Annotated in this window: 15 protein-coding genes; 5 read left to right on the plus strand and 10 right to left on the minus strand. The window is 50.3% G+C overall.

Features of this window, described 5'->3' with window-relative positions:
- Positions 1 to 163: 163 nt before the first annotated feature.
- Entirely contained in the window at positions 164 to 478 is a 315-nt protein-coding gene (locus VFA09_08575) for a twin-arginine translocase TatA/TatE family subunit (protein HZU67319.1), read from the plus strand.
- Complete coding sequence (locus tag VFA09_08580; GenBank protein HZU67320.1) at positions 465 to 836, plus strand: 4a-hydroxytetrahydrobiopterin dehydratase; 372 nt, start codon at positions 465 to 467, stop codon at positions 834 to 836. Before VFA09_08575 ends, VFA09_08580 begins: the two co-directional genes overlap by 14 nt.
- A 183-nt stretch (positions 837 to 1019) precedes the next feature.
- Here VFA09_08580 and VFA09_08585 read toward each other — a convergent pair whose 3' ends face one another.
- Entirely contained in the window at positions 1020 to 1433 is a 414-nt protein-coding gene (locus VFA09_08585) for a hypothetical protein (GenBank protein HZU67321.1), read from the minus strand.
- A 140-nt stretch (positions 1434 to 1573) separates the two neighbouring features.
- The gene (locus tag VFA09_08590; protein ID HZU67322.1) at positions 1574 to 3040 is read right to left on the minus strand and encodes a hypothetical protein; all 1467 of its coding nucleotides are present in this window, start codon (positions 3038 to 3040) and stop codon (positions 1574 to 1576) included.
- 269 nt (positions 3041 to 3309) lie between these two features.
- Between VFA09_08590 and VFA09_08595 the strand changes: the two genes are divergently transcribed.
- Complete coding sequence (locus VFA09_08595; GenBank protein ID HZU67323.1) at positions 3310 to 4743, plus strand: IS66 family transposase; 1434 nt, start codon at positions 3310 to 3312, stop codon at positions 4741 to 4743.
- 115 nt (positions 4744 to 4858) lie between these two features.
- Here VFA09_08595 and VFA09_08600 read toward each other — a convergent pair whose 3' ends face one another.
- From VFA09_08600 to VFA09_08610, 3 genes are all read right to left on the minus strand, one after another.
- A complete protein-coding gene (locus VFA09_08600; GenBank protein ID HZU67324.1) occupies positions 4859 to 5980 on the minus strand; it encodes a tyrosine-type recombinase/integrase in 1122 nt (373 codons plus the stop codon).
- 21 nt (positions 5981 to 6001) lie between these two features.
- Positions 6002 to 6208, minus strand: coding sequence for a helix-turn-helix domain-containing protein (locus tag VFA09_08605; protein ID HZU67325.1), 207 nt, complete (start codon positions 6206 to 6208; stop codon positions 6002 to 6004).
- A gap of 733 nt (positions 6209 to 6941) precedes the next feature.
- Complete coding sequence (locus tag VFA09_08610; protein ID HZU67326.1) at positions 6942 to 7757, minus strand: sigma-70 family RNA polymerase sigma factor; 816 nt, start codon at positions 7755 to 7757, stop codon at positions 6942 to 6944.
- 625 nt (positions 7758 to 8382) lie between these two features.
- Between VFA09_08610 and VFA09_08615 the strand changes: the two genes are divergently transcribed.
- The gene (locus tag VFA09_08615; GenBank protein ID HZU67327.1) at positions 8383 to 9324 is read left to right on the plus strand and encodes a hypothetical protein; all 942 of its coding nucleotides are present in this window, start codon (positions 8383 to 8385) and stop codon (positions 9322 to 9324) included.
- A gap of 467 nt (positions 9325 to 9791) precedes the next feature.
- On the opposite strand, the gene VFA09_08620 is transcribed toward VFA09_08615, so the two are convergent.
- Both VFA09_08620 and VFA09_08625 read right to left on the minus strand, forming a co-directional pair.
- Positions 9792 to 10733: a hypothetical protein gene (locus VFA09_08620; protein HZU67328.1), complete on the minus strand. Its 942-nt coding sequence runs from the start codon at positions 10731 to 10733 to the stop codon at positions 9792 to 9794.
- 272 nt (positions 10734 to 11005) lie between these two features.
- Positions 11006 to 12091: a hypothetical protein gene (locus VFA09_08625; GenBank protein HZU67329.1), complete on the minus strand. Its 1086-nt coding sequence runs from the start codon at positions 12089 to 12091 to the stop codon at positions 11006 to 11008.
- Between the two features lie 252 nt (positions 12092 to 12343).
- Here VFA09_08625 and VFA09_08630 point away from each other — a divergent pair, with 252 nt between their 5' ends.
- Entirely contained in the window at positions 12344 to 13741 is a 1398-nt protein-coding gene (locus VFA09_08630; protein ID HZU67330.1) for a PQQ-binding-like beta-propeller repeat protein, read from the plus strand.
- A 68-nt stretch (positions 13742 to 13809) separates the two neighbouring features.
- Here the strand turns inward: VFA09_08630 and VFA09_08635 are convergent, their stop codons facing one another.
- The 3 genes from VFA09_08635 to VFA09_08645 all read right to left on the minus strand — a co-directional run bounded on the left by VFA09_08635 (position 13810) and on the right by VFA09_08645 (position 16130).
- Complete coding sequence (locus VFA09_08635; protein ID HZU67331.1) at positions 13810 to 14754, minus strand: CoA ester lyase; 945 nt, start codon at positions 14752 to 14754, stop codon at positions 13810 to 13812.
- 94 nt (positions 14755 to 14848) lie between these two features.
- Positions 14849 to 15619: a hypothetical protein gene (locus tag VFA09_08640; GenBank protein ID HZU67332.1), complete on the minus strand. Its 771-nt coding sequence runs from the start codon at positions 15617 to 15619 to the stop codon at positions 14849 to 14851.
- Entirely contained in the window at positions 15612 to 16130 is a 519-nt protein-coding gene (locus VFA09_08645; protein ID HZU67333.1) for a MaoC family dehydratase, read from the minus strand. Before VFA09_08645 ends, VFA09_08640 begins: the two co-directional genes overlap by 8 nt.
- Positions 16131 to 16289 lie beyond the last annotated feature (159 nt).

Raw genomic sequence — 16289 nt, forward strand, 5'->3', positions numbered from 1 at the left:
CGTATGATATGATAGAGGGGTGATGTACTACATACATATAAATATGTGGGGTAACGAATTGTGAGATTCTTCGCTGCGCTCAGAATGACATGATGAAGGGAGTGTCTTTTCATCATGTCATTCTGAGCGTAGCGAAGAATCGCCTATCAAAGAAGGGGGCACTATGGGATTTCACTTGTTGGACCTGCTGCCGATTCTCGTCGTCGGACTGCTTATCCTGGGTCCGAAGACGTTTCAATCGGTGGCACGCAACGCGGGCAAGGGAGTAAAAAAGGCGAAATCGGCAAAGGATGATCTCCTGGCAGACTTGCCTGTCGAAGAAATCAATAAGATAGCGCAACAAATACCGATGAGCCCCCAGCAGGCCGTTCTGAAACTCTTGACCCCGCAAGAGGAAGAAGCCCAACGCTCAAAACGCAAAAAGAAGAAAGTACCATCCGTCTCCATCGAGGAAGACAGCTCAATTGATAAAGGATAGAGGGAGACTGAGAGCCATGGAAGAACTGGCGCAATTGAAATGTACCGCCTGCCGTGGGGGCGAGCCGACTCTGACAGATGCCGAAATTACCGGGCTGCAACCCCAGGTCCCACAGTGGCACGTCATCGAAGTCGACGGCATCAAACGGCTGCAGCGCGTCTTCATCTTTAAGGACTTCATCGCCGCGCTCGCCTTCACCAACCTCGTAGGCGATCTGGCCGAGGAAGAGGGCCATCATCCCGCCATCCTCACCGAATGGGGCAAGGTAACGGTCACCTGGTGGACGCATAAAATCAAAGGCCTGCATCGCAACGATTTTATCATGGCCGCGAAGACCGATGCGCTGTACCAGCTGTAGGGACAGCGGCTTGTCCTTGACCTGTCCGCCTTGTCCCGTAGGGGCCGATTCATCGCGCCCATCGCCGATTGATCGACCCCTGGTGGGATTCCCACCATCATTTGTTAAACCGCGTCATCGCGCCCATCGCCGATTGATTGGCCCTGTCCTCGCCCCGGCCTGGACAGCGACTTGTCGCTGTCCCTACAATTTAATGGTGTGTACGTTCTCCACGCAAATCCATGCCGCCATCGCTCCAAACCCTTGTTTATTGATCTCAAATGGCTCTACACGGCGCGCATTTTTCAGGTAGATCAACATGCAGTAGCGTTTCTGTTTGAAGCGTTCAAAGAACTGCGGGATGTTCTGCTCCTCAATGCCGGCATCCTTTGCATAGGTTTCTAGAATCTGCGACACTTTTCCGGGCGTAAGATCGGAAAAATAGCGCACCTTTTCGACCTCTGCCACCAGTGTAACCGGCTCACCGGCGTTCTTGAAGTAGACGTTCTCTCCCGGTTCAATGCGCCCCCATGGAGCATATCTGGCCCTGTACCAGCGCGATTCGATGATCTTTTCGCCGGACGCGATCCTGGGAATGAAGCCCCAGGATTTTCTCATGATGGCAACATGCTCCATAAAGGTGCCCTTTGATCAAATTGAATGGTTTGCCATGAAAAAGACTCGCTCGCATGTCATTCTGAGCGAAGCGAAGAATCTCATGCGAGCGAGTCTTTTTATCTCACCGCGCTCACCTGGCTCTACGTCCCATAGGCATAGAAATTACCATCCTTATTGCCAATATACAACACGCCGTTTGAAATCGAAGCCGCTCCATAGTACTTGGAATTACCGCTCTTGTCCCAGGTTTTGAAGAGATTGCTGCCATCTGCCGCGGCTACCAGATCAATAGCGGTGCCTTCTCCAATCGCGACGACACCGGGAACAACGGTAACAGCGCCGATAGCGGGTCCATCGGTCAGGCAGTTTTCCCAGATGTAGGCTCCCGTCGCCGGATTGACGGCCCGCAATCCCCCCTGGCAATTCTGTCCCTTGATAGTCGTGTTACCGCCGCCAACATAAAGCGTCTTGCCATCCCAGGCACTGGGCGAAATCGTTCCCTGGCCACTCTCAGGCCCGGAGCCACCAATGGCAACCTGGTCTTCCCAGATGGGACCCTGGCTCAGGTTCGTGCGGTCGAAGGCATAATAGATGCCATTTTTGTTGCCAACGCCTACGAGCTTATGCAAAGAGCCGTTGATAGTGGCCGTGAAGAGGGTGGGAGTAGAGCCAAAGTCGCTGTCGTTCACCTGCTGGTTCTGCGGAACCTGCCAGGAACTGACGACTGATAGATCAGAGGCTTTCAGTTTGACGATAGCCACGGCGTATGGTTCTGATTGCCCGCAGACGTTGCCATTGCCGGTGGCAAAGTAAAGCGAATTATCACTGGTGTCAATCGTTACGCTGCCCCATACACCCGCGCCGGTACAACCATTGGGCACGACATTAAAGGTATTCTCGATAGTACCATCGCTGGCCTTCAGCTGAAAAACCTTGCCCTGCACCAGCGGGCAATCGCCAAAAGATGCAAGTCCGATATAAATGCTGCCCTGGTAATACACTGGTGAGGCCCAGATGATATTATCGGGCGATGTCCCCAGGCGTGTCTTCCACAGGATCGCGCCCGTCCTGGCGTTAAGGGCGTAGAATTGCGCATCGCCCCCGCCTACCAGCAGCATGTTCGTCGTTTTCCCATGGCTTTTCACCTTGACTACTGTTCCTGTGCTCAATACGCCTAACGTACCGCCCCCACAACTTGGATCGGTCGTTTTGCCGATAAAGGTCGTCCAGGCCTGACTGCCATCCAGATTTGTCGCGTGCTCGTTGCCATCCCATGATCCCCAATAGATCAGACCATTGGCCACAACCGGCTGTGTTGAGATAGTACTGGTTCCTGCAATCATCCAGTGCTGCTTGAGATTCTTTGCCGAACCGGGATTGATAATCTTCTCCGCGCTGTTATAGCCACTGTGATTCTTGTCATACAGGTATGTAGTCCAGTCGCCCGCCGATTTTGATTGTGGCGAGCTGATAGATGCGGCATGAGCGGCAATACCACTGCCAAATGTTGCGAATAGCAGTGCTAATATTCCTGCTGCCATGAACGCGTGCAGCACGTATCGTCTTTGGATACGCAGGCCATCCTTCCGCGTTTGTAATCTCTGCATGTCCAGGCTTCCTCTCAAAATAGGTGAGGCATTTTAGAAAGGATGATCAAGCGCGCAGTGCTGCAAGCCAATGTATCAACTTTTGCCGTAAAGAGGAATCTACACGGGCAAATGCATAAGAATATGCCAATGTACAAATCTGCGTTGCTGCCAGAAGGCCATCCCCCGACTGCCTCTGTTTTCATTACTTCTGTTGGATTAAACGAATAGTAACTACTCAGGTGTCCTAGAGATTTGCCAAAGAGTTCAACATCCTGTAGAGTAAGGGCATGACGCCAGAAGAAGAACTGCTTCAGCTTCGACAAGAGAATAAAGACTTGCATGAGCGACTGGCCCAACGAGATGAACTGATCGCTCACTTGCAGCAACGGGTGCAAGCGCTGGAAGAGCGGCTGGCCAAAGATAGTCACAACAGTCACTTGCCGCCGTCCTCGGACCGCTTTGTGCGACAGCCCAAGAGTCTGCGCAAGAAGAGCGGGAAGAAAGCGGGCGGACAGGAGGGTCACCCAGGCGCGACGCTGGCGTGGCATGCCTGCCCTGATGAGGTGATTGTGCATGCGGTCACCTGCTGTGACCACTGCCAATACGATCTGCAAGGGGTGAAGCCCCTGCAAATCGAACGTCGCCAAGTGGTGGATGTGCCAGCGCCCCGCCTGCTCGTGCAAGAGCATCAAGCGGAGCGCAAACAGTGTCCTTGCTGCCAACAAATCACCGCCGCCGCCTTCCCAGCGGGGGTAGAAGCCCCGCTCCAGTACGGCATGCGTCTGGGGGCCACTGCTGTCTACCTGGTGCAGCAGCAACTCTTGCCCTGGGGCCGAGCCTGTGAAGTACTCGCGGACCTGCTCGGGGTCCAGATCAGTGAGGGCACGCTGGCTAGTCTGATCGAGCGCTGCGCCCAGAACCTGAAAGAAGTCGAGCAAGCCACCAAGGAAGCTTTGGTGAAAGCCGAGGTGCTCCATCAAGATGAAACGGGTCTCTACGTGAAAGGCATGCGCTACTGGATGCATGTGGCCTCTACAGCGCAGCTCACCCACTACGCGGTTCACCCCAAGCGAGGCAAAGACGCCTTGGATGCCATCGGCATCTTGCCCCGTTTTGGGGGCACATCGGTCCATGATGGCTGGCGCTCGTACTTCCTGTATGCCTGTGCGCACGCCCTCTGTCTGGTGCATCTGTTGCGCGAGCTGACGTTCCTGGCAGAAGAACAGGGCCTGCAGTGGGCAGCAGAGCTCAAAACCTTGTTGCTGGATATGAAAGAGGCGACTGATGAAGCACGAAAGCTCGGTCTGGCCACGTTGCATCCCCTGGAGGTAGAGGACTGGCAAGCCCAGTTCGTGGCTCTGCTGGCACACGCTGACGCGACGACCCCCACCGCTCAGGCTCCCCCCGGCAAAAAAGGACGGGTGAAACAGAGTGCGGCGCGCAACTTGCTGGACCGCTTGCTCGAGGACCAGGAGGCCGTGCTGGCCTTCCTGCACCGCCTCGTCGTGCCTTTTGACAATAACCAGGCGGAGCGCGATGTGCGCATGGTCAAAGTCCAGCAAAAGGTCTCTGGCTCTTTCCGCAGCGAAGCGGGAGCGACGGCCTTTTGTCGCATCCGCGGTTATTTGTCGACGTTGCGCAAGCAGGGCGTGGATCTGCTTTCTGCTTTGGAGGCCACGTTGCGCGGTCATCCTGTCCTTCCTTCATTTCAGACTACCTGAGTAGTTACTAAATTCCTAAGTTCATCCTCCTCAATTTAAATATAACATAATAAGTCAACAAGCAACCAAACATTTCGATGTAACTATACTTTATGGGACTTAGTCGAACTATATTTTAAGGACGCTTAAAGATATTCTCCATTCTTTCAACGACTTCCCGCCTCTGCTCAGGTAGCACGCTCTGATAGATATCCGCCGTAATCGCTATCGAGCTATGGCCCAACAATTCTGACACGACCTTTAAGTCAACTTTTGCCACAATCAAGATAGTTGCCACACTATGACGCAAATCATGAAACCGCACATCCGGTAAACCTGCCTTTTTCAAAAGTTTCTTAAAAAGCACGGTCATATGGTCAGCGTCATGATAGTTACCAACGGTGTTGCAGAAAACAAGCCCTTTTTCTTGCCACTTCTCACCAGCTTTTAACCTTGCCTGTTCCTGCTTTTCCCGATGCTCTTCTAACGCTTTTAACACAACAGGAGCAAGCGCAATCTTACGCCTACCCGCTTTTGACTTTGGTTCTTTCTCAATATTTCCTACGCCATCCATACGCGCAACATTGCGCCGCACATGTAGTATCCCCGTCTCACTATCTAAATCACTCCAATGAAGCGAAACCAGTTCGCCACGTCTCATCCCTGTTGTAAGAGCTACCAAAAGCAACGCATCCAGACGAGAACCACGCGCCACATCCAAAAGTTTACGCGCTTGAGCTTCTGTCAATACTTGCCCCTCGTATCTCTCAGCACTAGGAAGCTGTACCATACTAGCTATATTGCGTTCGACTAATCCCCACTGTGCAGCATTGGTCAAGGCACTACTCAACACAGTACGGATATACCCAAGCATCGAAGGCTTTAACATTCCCTGCTTTTTCGCAAAAAAAGCCTGTAACTGCTCTACTGTGAGCTTTTGAAGCTTAATATGTCCAAGCGCAGGTATCAAATGGCATTTTACCGCCGAACGATACCCATTGTACGTATTCGGACTCTTCGTTAACCTAATCACCTGCTCTATCCACTTTTCTAGATACGTCCCTAATGTCTGTTCTGGCCCAGTTAGTAAAGCCCCGCGCTTCTGTTCGTAGAGTGCTAATTTTAGCTTTTCTTGCACTTCCCTACGAGTTTCACCATAGAATGTCTTCCTCTTACGGTTCTCTAAAGTAACAGCCGCAGCCCATCGCCCATCTTTCCGTTGATAAATGGAACCTTCACCATGCCCACGACGTGCCATTATTTTTATCCTTTCTGGAGCCTATGCCCCACGCTCAATACGCCGCTCTATCCAATCCCGAAGCGAGACGTGATAGACCCGCACCGACCGCCCAAAATGCACGACAGGCAAACCTTCCATAGCGATCAGTTCGTACACTTTCGCCCGACTCAACCGCAGCGATACCGCCACTTCTGGAATACTCAACAATAATGGTTGAAAACTGGAACTCTGTTTCTGTTTCGTCATAGCACACCACTCTTTCAAAACCCGAACCGATAAACAGAACAAACCCGACCAATTTCCGAGAAGAAACCCGAAACCGAGCAAGCAGAGATGTAGATAGAGGGGCGCGGTTTACTTGCACTGCGCCTATGAAACATCTCGCGACGTTTTTCAAAACTGTGCGTTAGGCACGCTTTTTTGAAGGATATTTTTTGTGTGGCTCGACTCCCGACGCGAACAGCCAAGAGCCAGCAGGACAGCAACCCACCGCTTTTTTTGAAGTACATTTTTTTTGTGCTGGTTGTCCACGCGAACAGCCACAGGGGAACCGAACAGCACGCCGACACTTTTTTGAAGGACAGGTGTGGTGTGGCTTGACGCCCGATCAGTGCCAGTGCGACCGGGCAGGAGCAGCCCCCGCCCCGTTGGTGCAGGGAATTTTTTTTAGTGTCGGCGGTGGAAGCGGTACACGTTGTGGCAACAAGAGAGCCACCCGCAGCCAGAGCCGCAGACCCGCCATCAGCCGTCACGAGAACCAGAGAGCGTGTGGCGTGTGGCGTGCAAGGAGTTTCTCCAACCGAGCAACCATCAGAAGCCATCCAATCCACACGAGCCACCCAATATGCCAAACTGAGCGATGAAACAGACCAGGAGAAGACCCATCGGGAGGGAAGGCCGAGAACCAAAGAGGTATCAGTCACGGCCCCCCACTGGCGTAAAGTATCCTGCTGCATGGCCCTTGCTTTTTCTCTCTCCACTATGCCACCTCCTGAGAAGACAGACCTGATTGTTCGAGCCGCCCAATCAACCGGCCAAGAGCACACCGGTTATGTTCCATGACACACGTCTTCGACAGACCAAGCATCTTAGCGACCTCTCGCCACGACCGCACCGCCGATGGCCCTTCATCAAATCCATAGCGGGTGTACAAAACCTTGCGTTGTTGCTCCGTTAATACCGTGTGTATCGCCTCATAAAGTACCTCTATCACCGCCGTTGTCCCTTCCATACCCCCATCGAGAGACGCATACAGCAGACGCACACCATCACACGCCTCCTCACCCTCCTTCTCAAGATGACCCTCAAAACTGGCAAGAAAGCGATACTGTTGATAGGAACCTAATTCCAGCACCTTTTCAACCGAGAGATGCAAAGCCGCCGCCAGTTCACACGGCATCGGTTCACGTTCCTGTGTGTCACAGAACCTCTCCTCAGCCTGTGCCAGCCGTTTGAGTTGACCAACCACCTCAGCAGGGACTCGTACCATGCCATCGCGATGATAGGACAAATCGTACATCGCTCCACGAATATAGGCCAGTGCCAGCGTGTGAAAAGCGGCTCCCGTCAACGCTTCATACGTGTCTAAGCGATCAAGAAAATGGAGCAATCCGATTACACCCTCATTGATAAAATCGAGTCGGTCATTACTCGCACTCGAACGAGCGAACGAAGCAGCAATACTGGCAATCACCCGTTGATACGCCTCGACCAGACGGCTACGAGCTTCACGTGCTACCTGAACATCCACAGATGAAGCAGCAGAAGCCCTTCCCTGTTGGAGCAGTGCAACCAAACGGGCTTCTTCCTCTCGTGAAAGCGTCGGCATCCAACACAATTCCCGAAAGTATTGGTCATGTGCCATCAACGAAACAGCAAGGTCAGCGTCATGTGCATGAGCCTCATCAAAGTACGTCATTCCCGTTGTTCCTTCCGTGTGTTTGACAGGTCAGGCTCGATGCTCATATGATGAGAGCGAGAGCCTGACAGTACGACCCAATCGGCTAACTGGTTTCTCATGGCTGGCTCGTGTGCTGGAACCATACGAGCTAGCACCTCAACAGAACGCACTACGAATGTTCGCGACACCAATACACGGCGAACCATCGCTCTAACCCCGGTAGGCAGCCCGGACACACAAAACGTTGCCAGCAGCGAATGCACACAAAATGGCCTTTTTTGCTTCCGACACTGGCTTGAATGAGATGTCCCTTACTCGAAGAACAAGCCGAACTCATAACCAACTCCTCATACAGTAATATCCATTGCCAAAATAGGAAACTTGGATAACTTGGACAACTTGATAATATTGTACCTGATAATTTTTAATTCGTCAAGTCAAATAGGCCAAATTTGCAAAGTTGGGAAACTTAGTGTAAAATAGACATATTAACACTGTCAAAAAAGGAGGATAAACCCACATGGCATTGAAGGAGTCTAAGGACTACTACACAGCCGCTCAGGTCAAAGAAATACTTGGTATCACAGACGGAATGCTCTACAACTATGTAGACAACGGAGCTTTGCAACGCATCATCCCACCCGGAAAAAAGCAAGGAGTATACCGCCGCGATCAGGTAAACCGACTGGCACGCGACCTCAAAGTCTTTATTGTCACGAGAGAAAGCCGACCCACCATCTTTACCAGAATGACCACCAGAGAGGAGGTACTTGAAACCACAAAAATTAGCGATGCAATCTTCGGAGGACACATAGATATTGACAGACAGTTAGCATGGTTGAAGAGAAATCCCGACATCGGCTATGTGGTCAAAAATGAAGGCAAAGTAGTAGGCTACGCAATCGTACTACCGCTAAAACCGGAGAAGATAGAAAAGCTCCTACGAGAGGAAGAACACACTGTCAATCTCGAACCCGAAGAGCTACAGGTATTCGAGCCAGGCATACCGGTACACCTCTATGGAGGAGCAATAGGCGTTCTCTCTGGCATAAGCCTTGCAGAAAAACGCACCTATGGTGCACGCCTCGTTGGTGGACTCATTGACGCCTTGATTGATATGGGAAAAAGAGGTATCATCTTTGAGAGTTTCACCGCTAGAAGTACAAAGCCCGATGGCATAAAACTTTTACGCAATCTTGGCTTTACTCAGATACCGTCAGTCACAGAGAAAAAGGATTTCGTACTGAATGTCGAGATGTCAGGAGCAAGAGAAGTCATGCAATATAAACTGGCATTAAAAGAGTACGAACTAAAAACCGACCGTCAGGAGCAAAGAATTGACAGCAAATCTGACAGCAAAGCCGACGGAAAAGCACAAACAATGGTAGACATCAGTGGACAAAGTAACGCGAAGCGAAAAACGCCGAGCCACTCGAAAAGCCACTCGACAAAGGTACAATAACCTGTAAGGAGATATCGCTATGCAAAAGAAAAAGACCTTTAGCACAATGGAGAAAGTGCTGAAAGCATTGCTGTTCTCAATAATGATGTATATATAGGTACCAACAAATCAAATATCTATCAGCTTGCTCTCCCGTAAGAAGGAGGACTTTTGCTTCGGGTGTGTTTTGCCATATATAGATGCGATTGCTCTGCCCGGATGAATTGCATCTACTTAGCTTGTGAAAACCTTTTAGCAATCTCTATGGGTTCCATAGACTGATTTGTAGCAAGCAATTAGTAAAGATTTGCCGGCATAATCATGCTTTAGGAGCAGTTCTAAGGCTGCTCCAGCTGATTGAAACTACCGAGACGACGAAAGAAGCAGCGATTTCTTGCTAGAGGGAGAGCTAGCTAACGCAGCAAGCAATCGCTGCTTCTCTTGAGCAAGAAAGCTTCAGCAGTCATATGGTCAAGCCGAAGCTCTCTCTACTCTCCTTGCGAACAACCACCTTGATTGTTACTCCACATTTCTTGAATGATGTAGTAGTGGTTGTTCCAGAGCTGATTCGCCTGGTCATTGTCCATGAGGTTGCCCCACTGACCCTCGCACTCATCACCTATCTCAGGAGTTTGGTTAGGCGCATACCACGCGCCTTGACTTGAGATGTATGTGAGAGGATCGGTTGCAGCCTCAAACTGCTCATGTGCAGACCAGGATATCGCATCATCGCATGATAGACACACGTTCGGGCTGACAAGGTTATTCTCAACTTTCAAGAGACAGTTATGAAGATACTGACTATCAGGGTACGGAATGTATCCGTAGATAATGTCATTGGACGATGCTATATAGTTGTGGTATCCGCAGCCACCTACTGAGGATTGCACACCTGGATCAGTATAGACGACGAAATAGTTGGTCCAGCCACCCGCGGACCAACCGTTCGTGGCAATAGCATGGTTAACCTCGCCTTCAATGTCTGATTGAGACAGCGTACAAGGCGGTTGACTACATGAGAAGGGATATGCTGCGGTATCCACCCATGAATCAGAGGATGCGAATGTCGCCGAGCCAGGAGTACCAGTATATCCTGGATATTGGGAAAGCAGGTTGTACAGTTGATTGCCGCCGACATCACTATAGTACCGATCAATCAAGGAAATATAATATGGGTCGACGGTACTGGGAAAGCTTGATGGTAGCCAGTAAATGATGTAGACGCTCACTGTACCTGACATGACAGGGCCACCATGATATCTCAAACATTGGCCCGGGGGATTAGTAGAAGAACAATCCACAACAAAAGGTTCGGCATGAGTAGCATGCACTGCTGTACTTTGGGCATGGGCAGAAAGGGGGAATATAACGAAAGCGACTAACAGAACGAAGAAACTGAAAGGGAACGAAAACCAGGGGCGTTGTTTCATGAGAATCTCCTTTGTCTTCAGACTAGGGTGCTGCGGAAATCTGCCCGCTGTTTAGCCGATTAACATTGCCTTGATAGGTCGATTTGAACGACTTAGCCATCATCTGTTTGTAATGGTTGATACAAGCTCCTTTTCTTGTAGAAAGCAAACAACCTGGCACGATTGAAGTATACTAAATAATCCCATTCTTTCCCTATAAGGAAGATAACACAGCTAGAAGAAAAAAGCTACCCTATGGGAATTTTAAATTTTACTTGCTGCAATTATGCTTTTTACGGACATGTCGGCGCATAACTTTTGAATGTACCTCTATAGGTATACCGCCCATGGATGCCTTCTGACGGCGCCTGGCGCGCAAACCAGGAGAGGAACGTAATATCCTGCGGGTGATAAACAGTGCCGCCAACTTCCACTTCATAAGCTATACCGATCAAAGGATCACCTACCTCTAGCAAACTCTGGCATGTCCCCTGTGGATTAAAAGGTAATTTATAGGACGGTACAACATTATTGTCAAAAGGATCGTTCATCCATTCGGCAACTTCATGGCTCAAAAAGTTGATATCCTGCATTCCTGGATATACACCGGGAGAGAGATACGAACCCCAGATAAATGTCTGGAGATTGGAATAAATCACCTGGTGAAAACCCGCCAGGCAGCAGGCGCTACCTCCCCTATCAAAGAAGGTGAAGACATTGTAGGACAGGAAGAAAGGCAACATGTTGGGCGCGATGCCGTCCGAGCCAAGCAGTCCCTCAAGTTTGCTATTAAACCAGCCGAAATAGACTGTGCCAACTACCACGCCATTTGCGGTGACACGAACCGAGCCATCGGTAGCTGGTACATGGATAGTTACGACAGGAGCAATTGTTGGTGTAGTCAGCAGGACATGATAATCCGGGCTGGTCTTCGAGACAATTTTCCAGAACTCGGCGCGCTGCATGGCATCTCCAAACTGTGTAGTGCCGCTCGAAAAACTGGCGGGCTGGAAAAGGGGCGAATTCAGCACGTTCGTGACTTGCTGCGAACCATCAAAGGTTGTGCCGTCAGAGAAAACAATCTTCAGCGGGATGATGGTTACGGGAACCGTTGTGGTAGCGGAACCTTGCGAGGGATCGGTACCGATCATCGTATAGGGATATGTGTTCCCATTGTAGTCGAATGATGATGTCCAGGTCGGCAGCTGCGAACCGGCTTCTTGTACGAGAGTAATATGGCTTTGCGGTTGATAAGATACGGACCGGGCAGGAAATGGTTGCATTGGCATACCTGCCGCATGCGTACCAGAGCTGAAAAAGAAGCCGGGCACGATAGTTCCCAGCATCAGAGTTATAGCCACACAAAGTGAGGTACACATCCCCATGACAATCCTCTTCTTTGAAGTCAAGATGCACCTTTCCTTTCGTCGCAACTCATGGCACAATTTTAATCAAGCTGTGAAAATCATTGTATATGATCGCAATATGGAGATGCAAACAATTGAAAAACCTGATCTCAACCGATTCTTAACCAGCCCTCACTGTTCTATCGATGGGTTGATATGAGACAATCCGTTATTGGGAGCGTTTCATCCAGGACAGATCATGCATTGGAAAGTGAGAACAAGTGAATGTGCTTATCTTCCAGCTATAAATCGTTACTGCTGCTGATACTGCTGTTGATTTGCAGTGTGAGCAGCGTTTCGTTCTTTCATAATGCAGGCCTCGTTCATGCTGCTAGCGCGAGCATCAAACTCAATCCCAATGCGGGACCTCCAACGACACGGATAAAAGTGAGCGGCAAGCACTTCGGCAAAAATGAGCAGGTGCTGATCACCTTTGACTCCAACCCCCTGGCAACGGCCATGACGAATAATGCCGGCTCGTTCTCACAGCATGCAACAATCCCGGCTTCAGTCCTGCCAGGAAATCATACCGTGCAGGCTACCGGTCAGTCGAGCGGACTTTCAGCTTCAGCAATCTTCCTGGTGCAGACAAACTGGTCAATGTTTGGCTTCGATACGCAGCGCACCCATTTTAACCCTTATGAGAACGTCCTCAACACCTCGAATGTATCAGGATTAACACTTGCCTGGAAGTACAAGACAGGCGCAGGTGTTGGTTCTTCTCCGGCTGTCGTCAATGGCATCGTTTATTTCGGCTCACGAGACGACAAGTTCTATGCTGTGGATGCACAGACAGGTGCTCTCAAATGGAGTTTCACCACCGGTGATCTCATCACAGCTTCACCGGCCGTAGCCAATGGCATTGTCTATATAGGCTCGCACGACCGCAATCTCTATGCCCTCAATGCGATCACCGGCGCAAAAATATGGAGCTTCACTACCGGAGACCTTATTTTCGCTTCGCCTGTTGTGGTGAAAGGCATGGTCTACATCACTTCGCACGACGGCAATTTATATGCTATTAATGCTACAATGGGCACACTGACATGGAGCTATGCTATTGGACCCAATATGCAAAGTTCACCGAGCGTCGCCAATGGTATCGTTTATGCCACATCAACCGACGTTTTTGCACTCAATGCGAAGACGGGCAAATTGCTATGGCGAACGAATTTTAACGCTGCAAACGCGTCCACTGCCACAGTGTCGAATGGCATTGTCTATGCTGCAATCGGCAACAATACACTGGATGCTCTGAATGCTAAGAACGGAACGCTTCTATGGAGTTACAGCTCATCAAGCGCAATCACATCTAATATCGCCGTAGGCTACGACTTGATCTATTTTGGCGCATTTGATAGCAACTTGTACGCGCTTGATGCATCGAATGGATCATTGAAGTGGAATTACGCTACGAAAGGCTCCATCTACTCCACTCCAGCTATAGCCAACGGCGTCATTTATGTTGGTTCGCAGGACAGCAATCTCTACGCCCTCAATGCCATATCAGGAGCATTTCTATGGAGCTACACGGCAGGAAGCGGTATATCCTCTTCACCGGCTGTAGCCAATGGCGTAGTGTACGTTGGCTCGCTTGATGACAATCTCTATTCGTTCAGCTAAACATAGCAAGAGATCGATGCGGTAAAAAAGCGGCCAGGACAAATACCTGATCGCTTTTTTACCGCATCTTAGACCAACCCGGCTTTCTGCGCAATCGCCAGCTTTCTCCACTCCACCCGCAGCACCGCGGCATCGATCATCTGGTCATCAATCACAATCGCGCCCAGCCCACCCTGCACATCGGCCTTCTCGTATTCCTCAGTAATATGCTTTGCCTTCGCGATCTCCTCGGCAGTTGGCGTAAAGGTCTCGTTAATGATGTCAATTTGGGCCGGGTGAATGGCCCATTTGCCGTCGAAGCCCATACGTGCCGCCATCTGGGAATCGCGCTTGCAGGCCTCGTTGTCGCGAATCGCCAGCGTCACGCCGTCAACCACCGTAATGCCTGCCGCTCGAGCCGCCGTGATGCATTTGGCCTTGGCATAGTTATAGTAGAAGAATTGTTCGCTCCCCAATTCCTGCGCGCCGATATCGCCCGCGAAATCGACCAGCCCAAAAATTAGGCCTCCCATACGCGGTGTACATTTGGCAATCTGCTCGGCGTGCAGCACCGCATCGGCAGACTCTATCAAAACTTCGAGCCGAATGCGGCCAATCTCGAAGCCCATGTTCTCTTCGATTTGCGTTAAAAAGCGATCAACGAACAGAATGTCCTCAGGTCCATAACATTTGGGAATGACGACCACGTCGATGTTGAGTCCTGCAGCCTCGATCACCTCGATCAGATCGCGATAGAAGAACCTGGTGCGAATATTATTGGGGCGAAAAGCTCGTATCTTGCCGCCGAAGTCGAGCGTATTGAACGCCTCCACGACGGTTTTTCGTGCCTCGACCTTCTGCGACACGGCACAGGCATCCTCCAGATCGAACATAACCTGGTCGGCATTGGAAGCTGCTGCCTTTGTCATCATTTTGAGGCTATGCCCTGGCACGGTCAGTTCGGAACGCCGCACCACGAAGTCTCGCGCCATCACCATCTGCGCTTTCGGTGGAATGATATTGCCGCTGCTCATATTCGACACAACCCTTTATCTCTCTTCATGATTCCTGAAAGCGTAATAGCAACGCTGCGCTCAGGGCAATCAAATCCGATCATTGTTAGCTCTCTCATGATTCCTCGGGAATACTTGCCACCACTTTTAGCTCTGGATGGCGATAGCTAACGTAAAAGAGTGCCGCCTGGCATTCTTGCGCCTCGGCAGGATTACTATAATGGGGTTTAGCCACAAGCTCAGGCTCTGCTTCAGCTATATTAATAGCCAGAGTGGTAGTCAGTTCCGCCTGGCACAAAGGACATCGCCATTGTACTTGTAGTCTGACCGAGCTATCGCACTGAATCTCTTTGTGCGGTAGCTGCTCTTCTGCCTTAACTCGTTCCGCAACCGCGTACTGTTCCAGCGCACTCTTCAATCCTAAGAGAGCGTTCATCGTCGCAGCCAGTTCTGTTTCACATTCTATCCCATCATTTATGTGAATGGGATAAATCGCGTTGGCTGTGTTTATTATATGTATGTTCTCCATCGCAGTGAGGACAGAAGCATCTACATCACTCAGGTGTTCGCGTAATGTTTCCACATCGGGGGTTACCTGCGCTTCAAGGGTATTTGCTGGCTCATTTTCTGACGAAGCTGATGTTTCAGTTTCAGAAGTTGATATTTCAGTTTCGTCAGAAGGTAGCCCCAGATCCTTCTTCATCTCTGTGAGAGCATTTATCGCTTCTCTCAGCTCTTTTCTACTACTCTTACCTTCCTTCATATAAATAGGATATATGGAATTGGTGGAGATGAGCGTTTGTAGCAACTCATAGGTGGCAAGGAGATGAGTTTCTACAACTTCCAATTGTTCACGCAATTTCTCTGTATCCACGAGTTTACTCACTTTCTAATGTTCCACGAGCTTTTGCCATCTTCTCTTCCCATGCTCGCTGGCGCGCCTCATCCAGGGCCTTCGTAGGAACCATCACGCGCCGTTTGAACGAGAGGACGGTTACACCCTGCTGATTATACGCAATCGTTTCAACCGTGACAATACCACGGTCCGGCTTAGAGTTGGAGAGCCTTTTGTCGAGCACTTTCGTCTCCGCGTAAATGGTGTCGCCATGAAACGTAGGCCCCAGGTGCCTCACATTTTCGAACTCCAGATTGGCAATCGCCTTTCCGCTAACATCAGGTACGCTCATGCCAAGTGCTATACTGAAGATGAGCGGGCCAACCACCAGGCGCTGCTTGAACTCGGTATCCTCACAGTAATTCGCGTCGATATGCAAGGGATTGTGATTCATAGTCAGCATGCTGAACAGCGTATCATCGTATTCGGTGATGGTGCGGCCTGGCCAATGTTTGTAGACCGCACCAATTTCAAACTCTTCAAACGTTCGACCAAACTGCATGTTGCGTCTCCTCATTTCTAGATTGCAATCCGTTGACATTACCAAATATATCACTTAGAATTAAAGTAGGGGTAAACAACAATCTTTTTGCGTTGCCTATCCGGTGCCACTATAGGTGTAAGCCATGAAAAAGCAGATGAGCTACATTGCCCGGTAGTG

The sequence above is a fragment of the Ktedonobacteraceae bacterium genome, from assembly GCA_035653615.1.
Lineage (GTDB): Bacteria > Chloroflexota > Ktedonobacteria > Ktedonobacterales > Ktedonobacteraceae > DASRBN01.

Excerpts from the sequence above, each read along its gene's own strand:
- VFA09_08630 (HZU67330.1), top strand. The coding sequence starts at position 12,344 with ATGTGCTTATCTTCCAGCTATAAATCGTTACTGCTGCTGATACTGCTG.
- VFA09_08625 (HZU67329.1), bottom strand. The coding sequence starts at position 12,091 with ATGTGTACCTCACTTTGTGTGGCTATAACTCTGATGCTGGGAACTATC.
- VFA09_08585 (HZU67321.1), bottom strand. The coding sequence starts at position 1,433 with ATGAGAAAATCCTGGGGCTTCATTCCCAGGATCGCGTCCGGCGAAAAG.
- VFA09_08590 (HZU67322.1), bottom strand. The coding sequence starts at position 3,040 with ATGCAGAGATTACAAACGCGGAAGGATGGCCTGCGTATCCAAAGACGA.
- VFA09_08615 (HZU67327.1), top strand. The coding sequence starts at position 8,383 with ATGGCATTGAAGGAGTCTAAGGACTACTACACAGCCGCTCAGGTCAAA.
- VFA09_08600 (HZU67324.1), bottom strand. The coding sequence starts at position 5,980 with ATGGCACGTCGTGGGCATGGTGAAGGTTCCATTTATCAACGGAAAGAT.
- VFA09_08595 (HZU67323.1), top strand. The coding sequence starts at position 3,310 with ATGACGCCAGAAGAAGAACTGCTTCAGCTTCGACAAGAGAATAAAGAC.
- VFA09_08635 (HZU67331.1), bottom strand. The coding sequence starts at position 14,754 with ATGAGCAGCGGCAATATCATTCCACCGAAAGCGCAGATGGTGATGGCG.
- VFA09_08605 (HZU67325.1), bottom strand. The coding sequence starts at position 6,208 with ATGACGAAACAGAAACAGAGTTCCAGTTTTCAACCATTATTGTTGAGT.
- VFA09_08620 (HZU67328.1), bottom strand. The coding sequence starts at position 10,733 with ATGAAACAACGCCCCTGGTTTTCGTTCCCTTTCAGTTTCTTCGTTCTG.
- VFA09_08645 (HZU67333.1), bottom strand. The coding sequence starts at position 16,130 with ATGCAGTTTGGTCGAACGTTTGAAGAGTTTGAAATTGGTGCGGTCTAC.
- VFA09_08575 (HZU67319.1), top strand. The coding sequence starts at position 164 with ATGGGATTTCACTTGTTGGACCTGCTGCCGATTCTCGTCGTCGGACTG.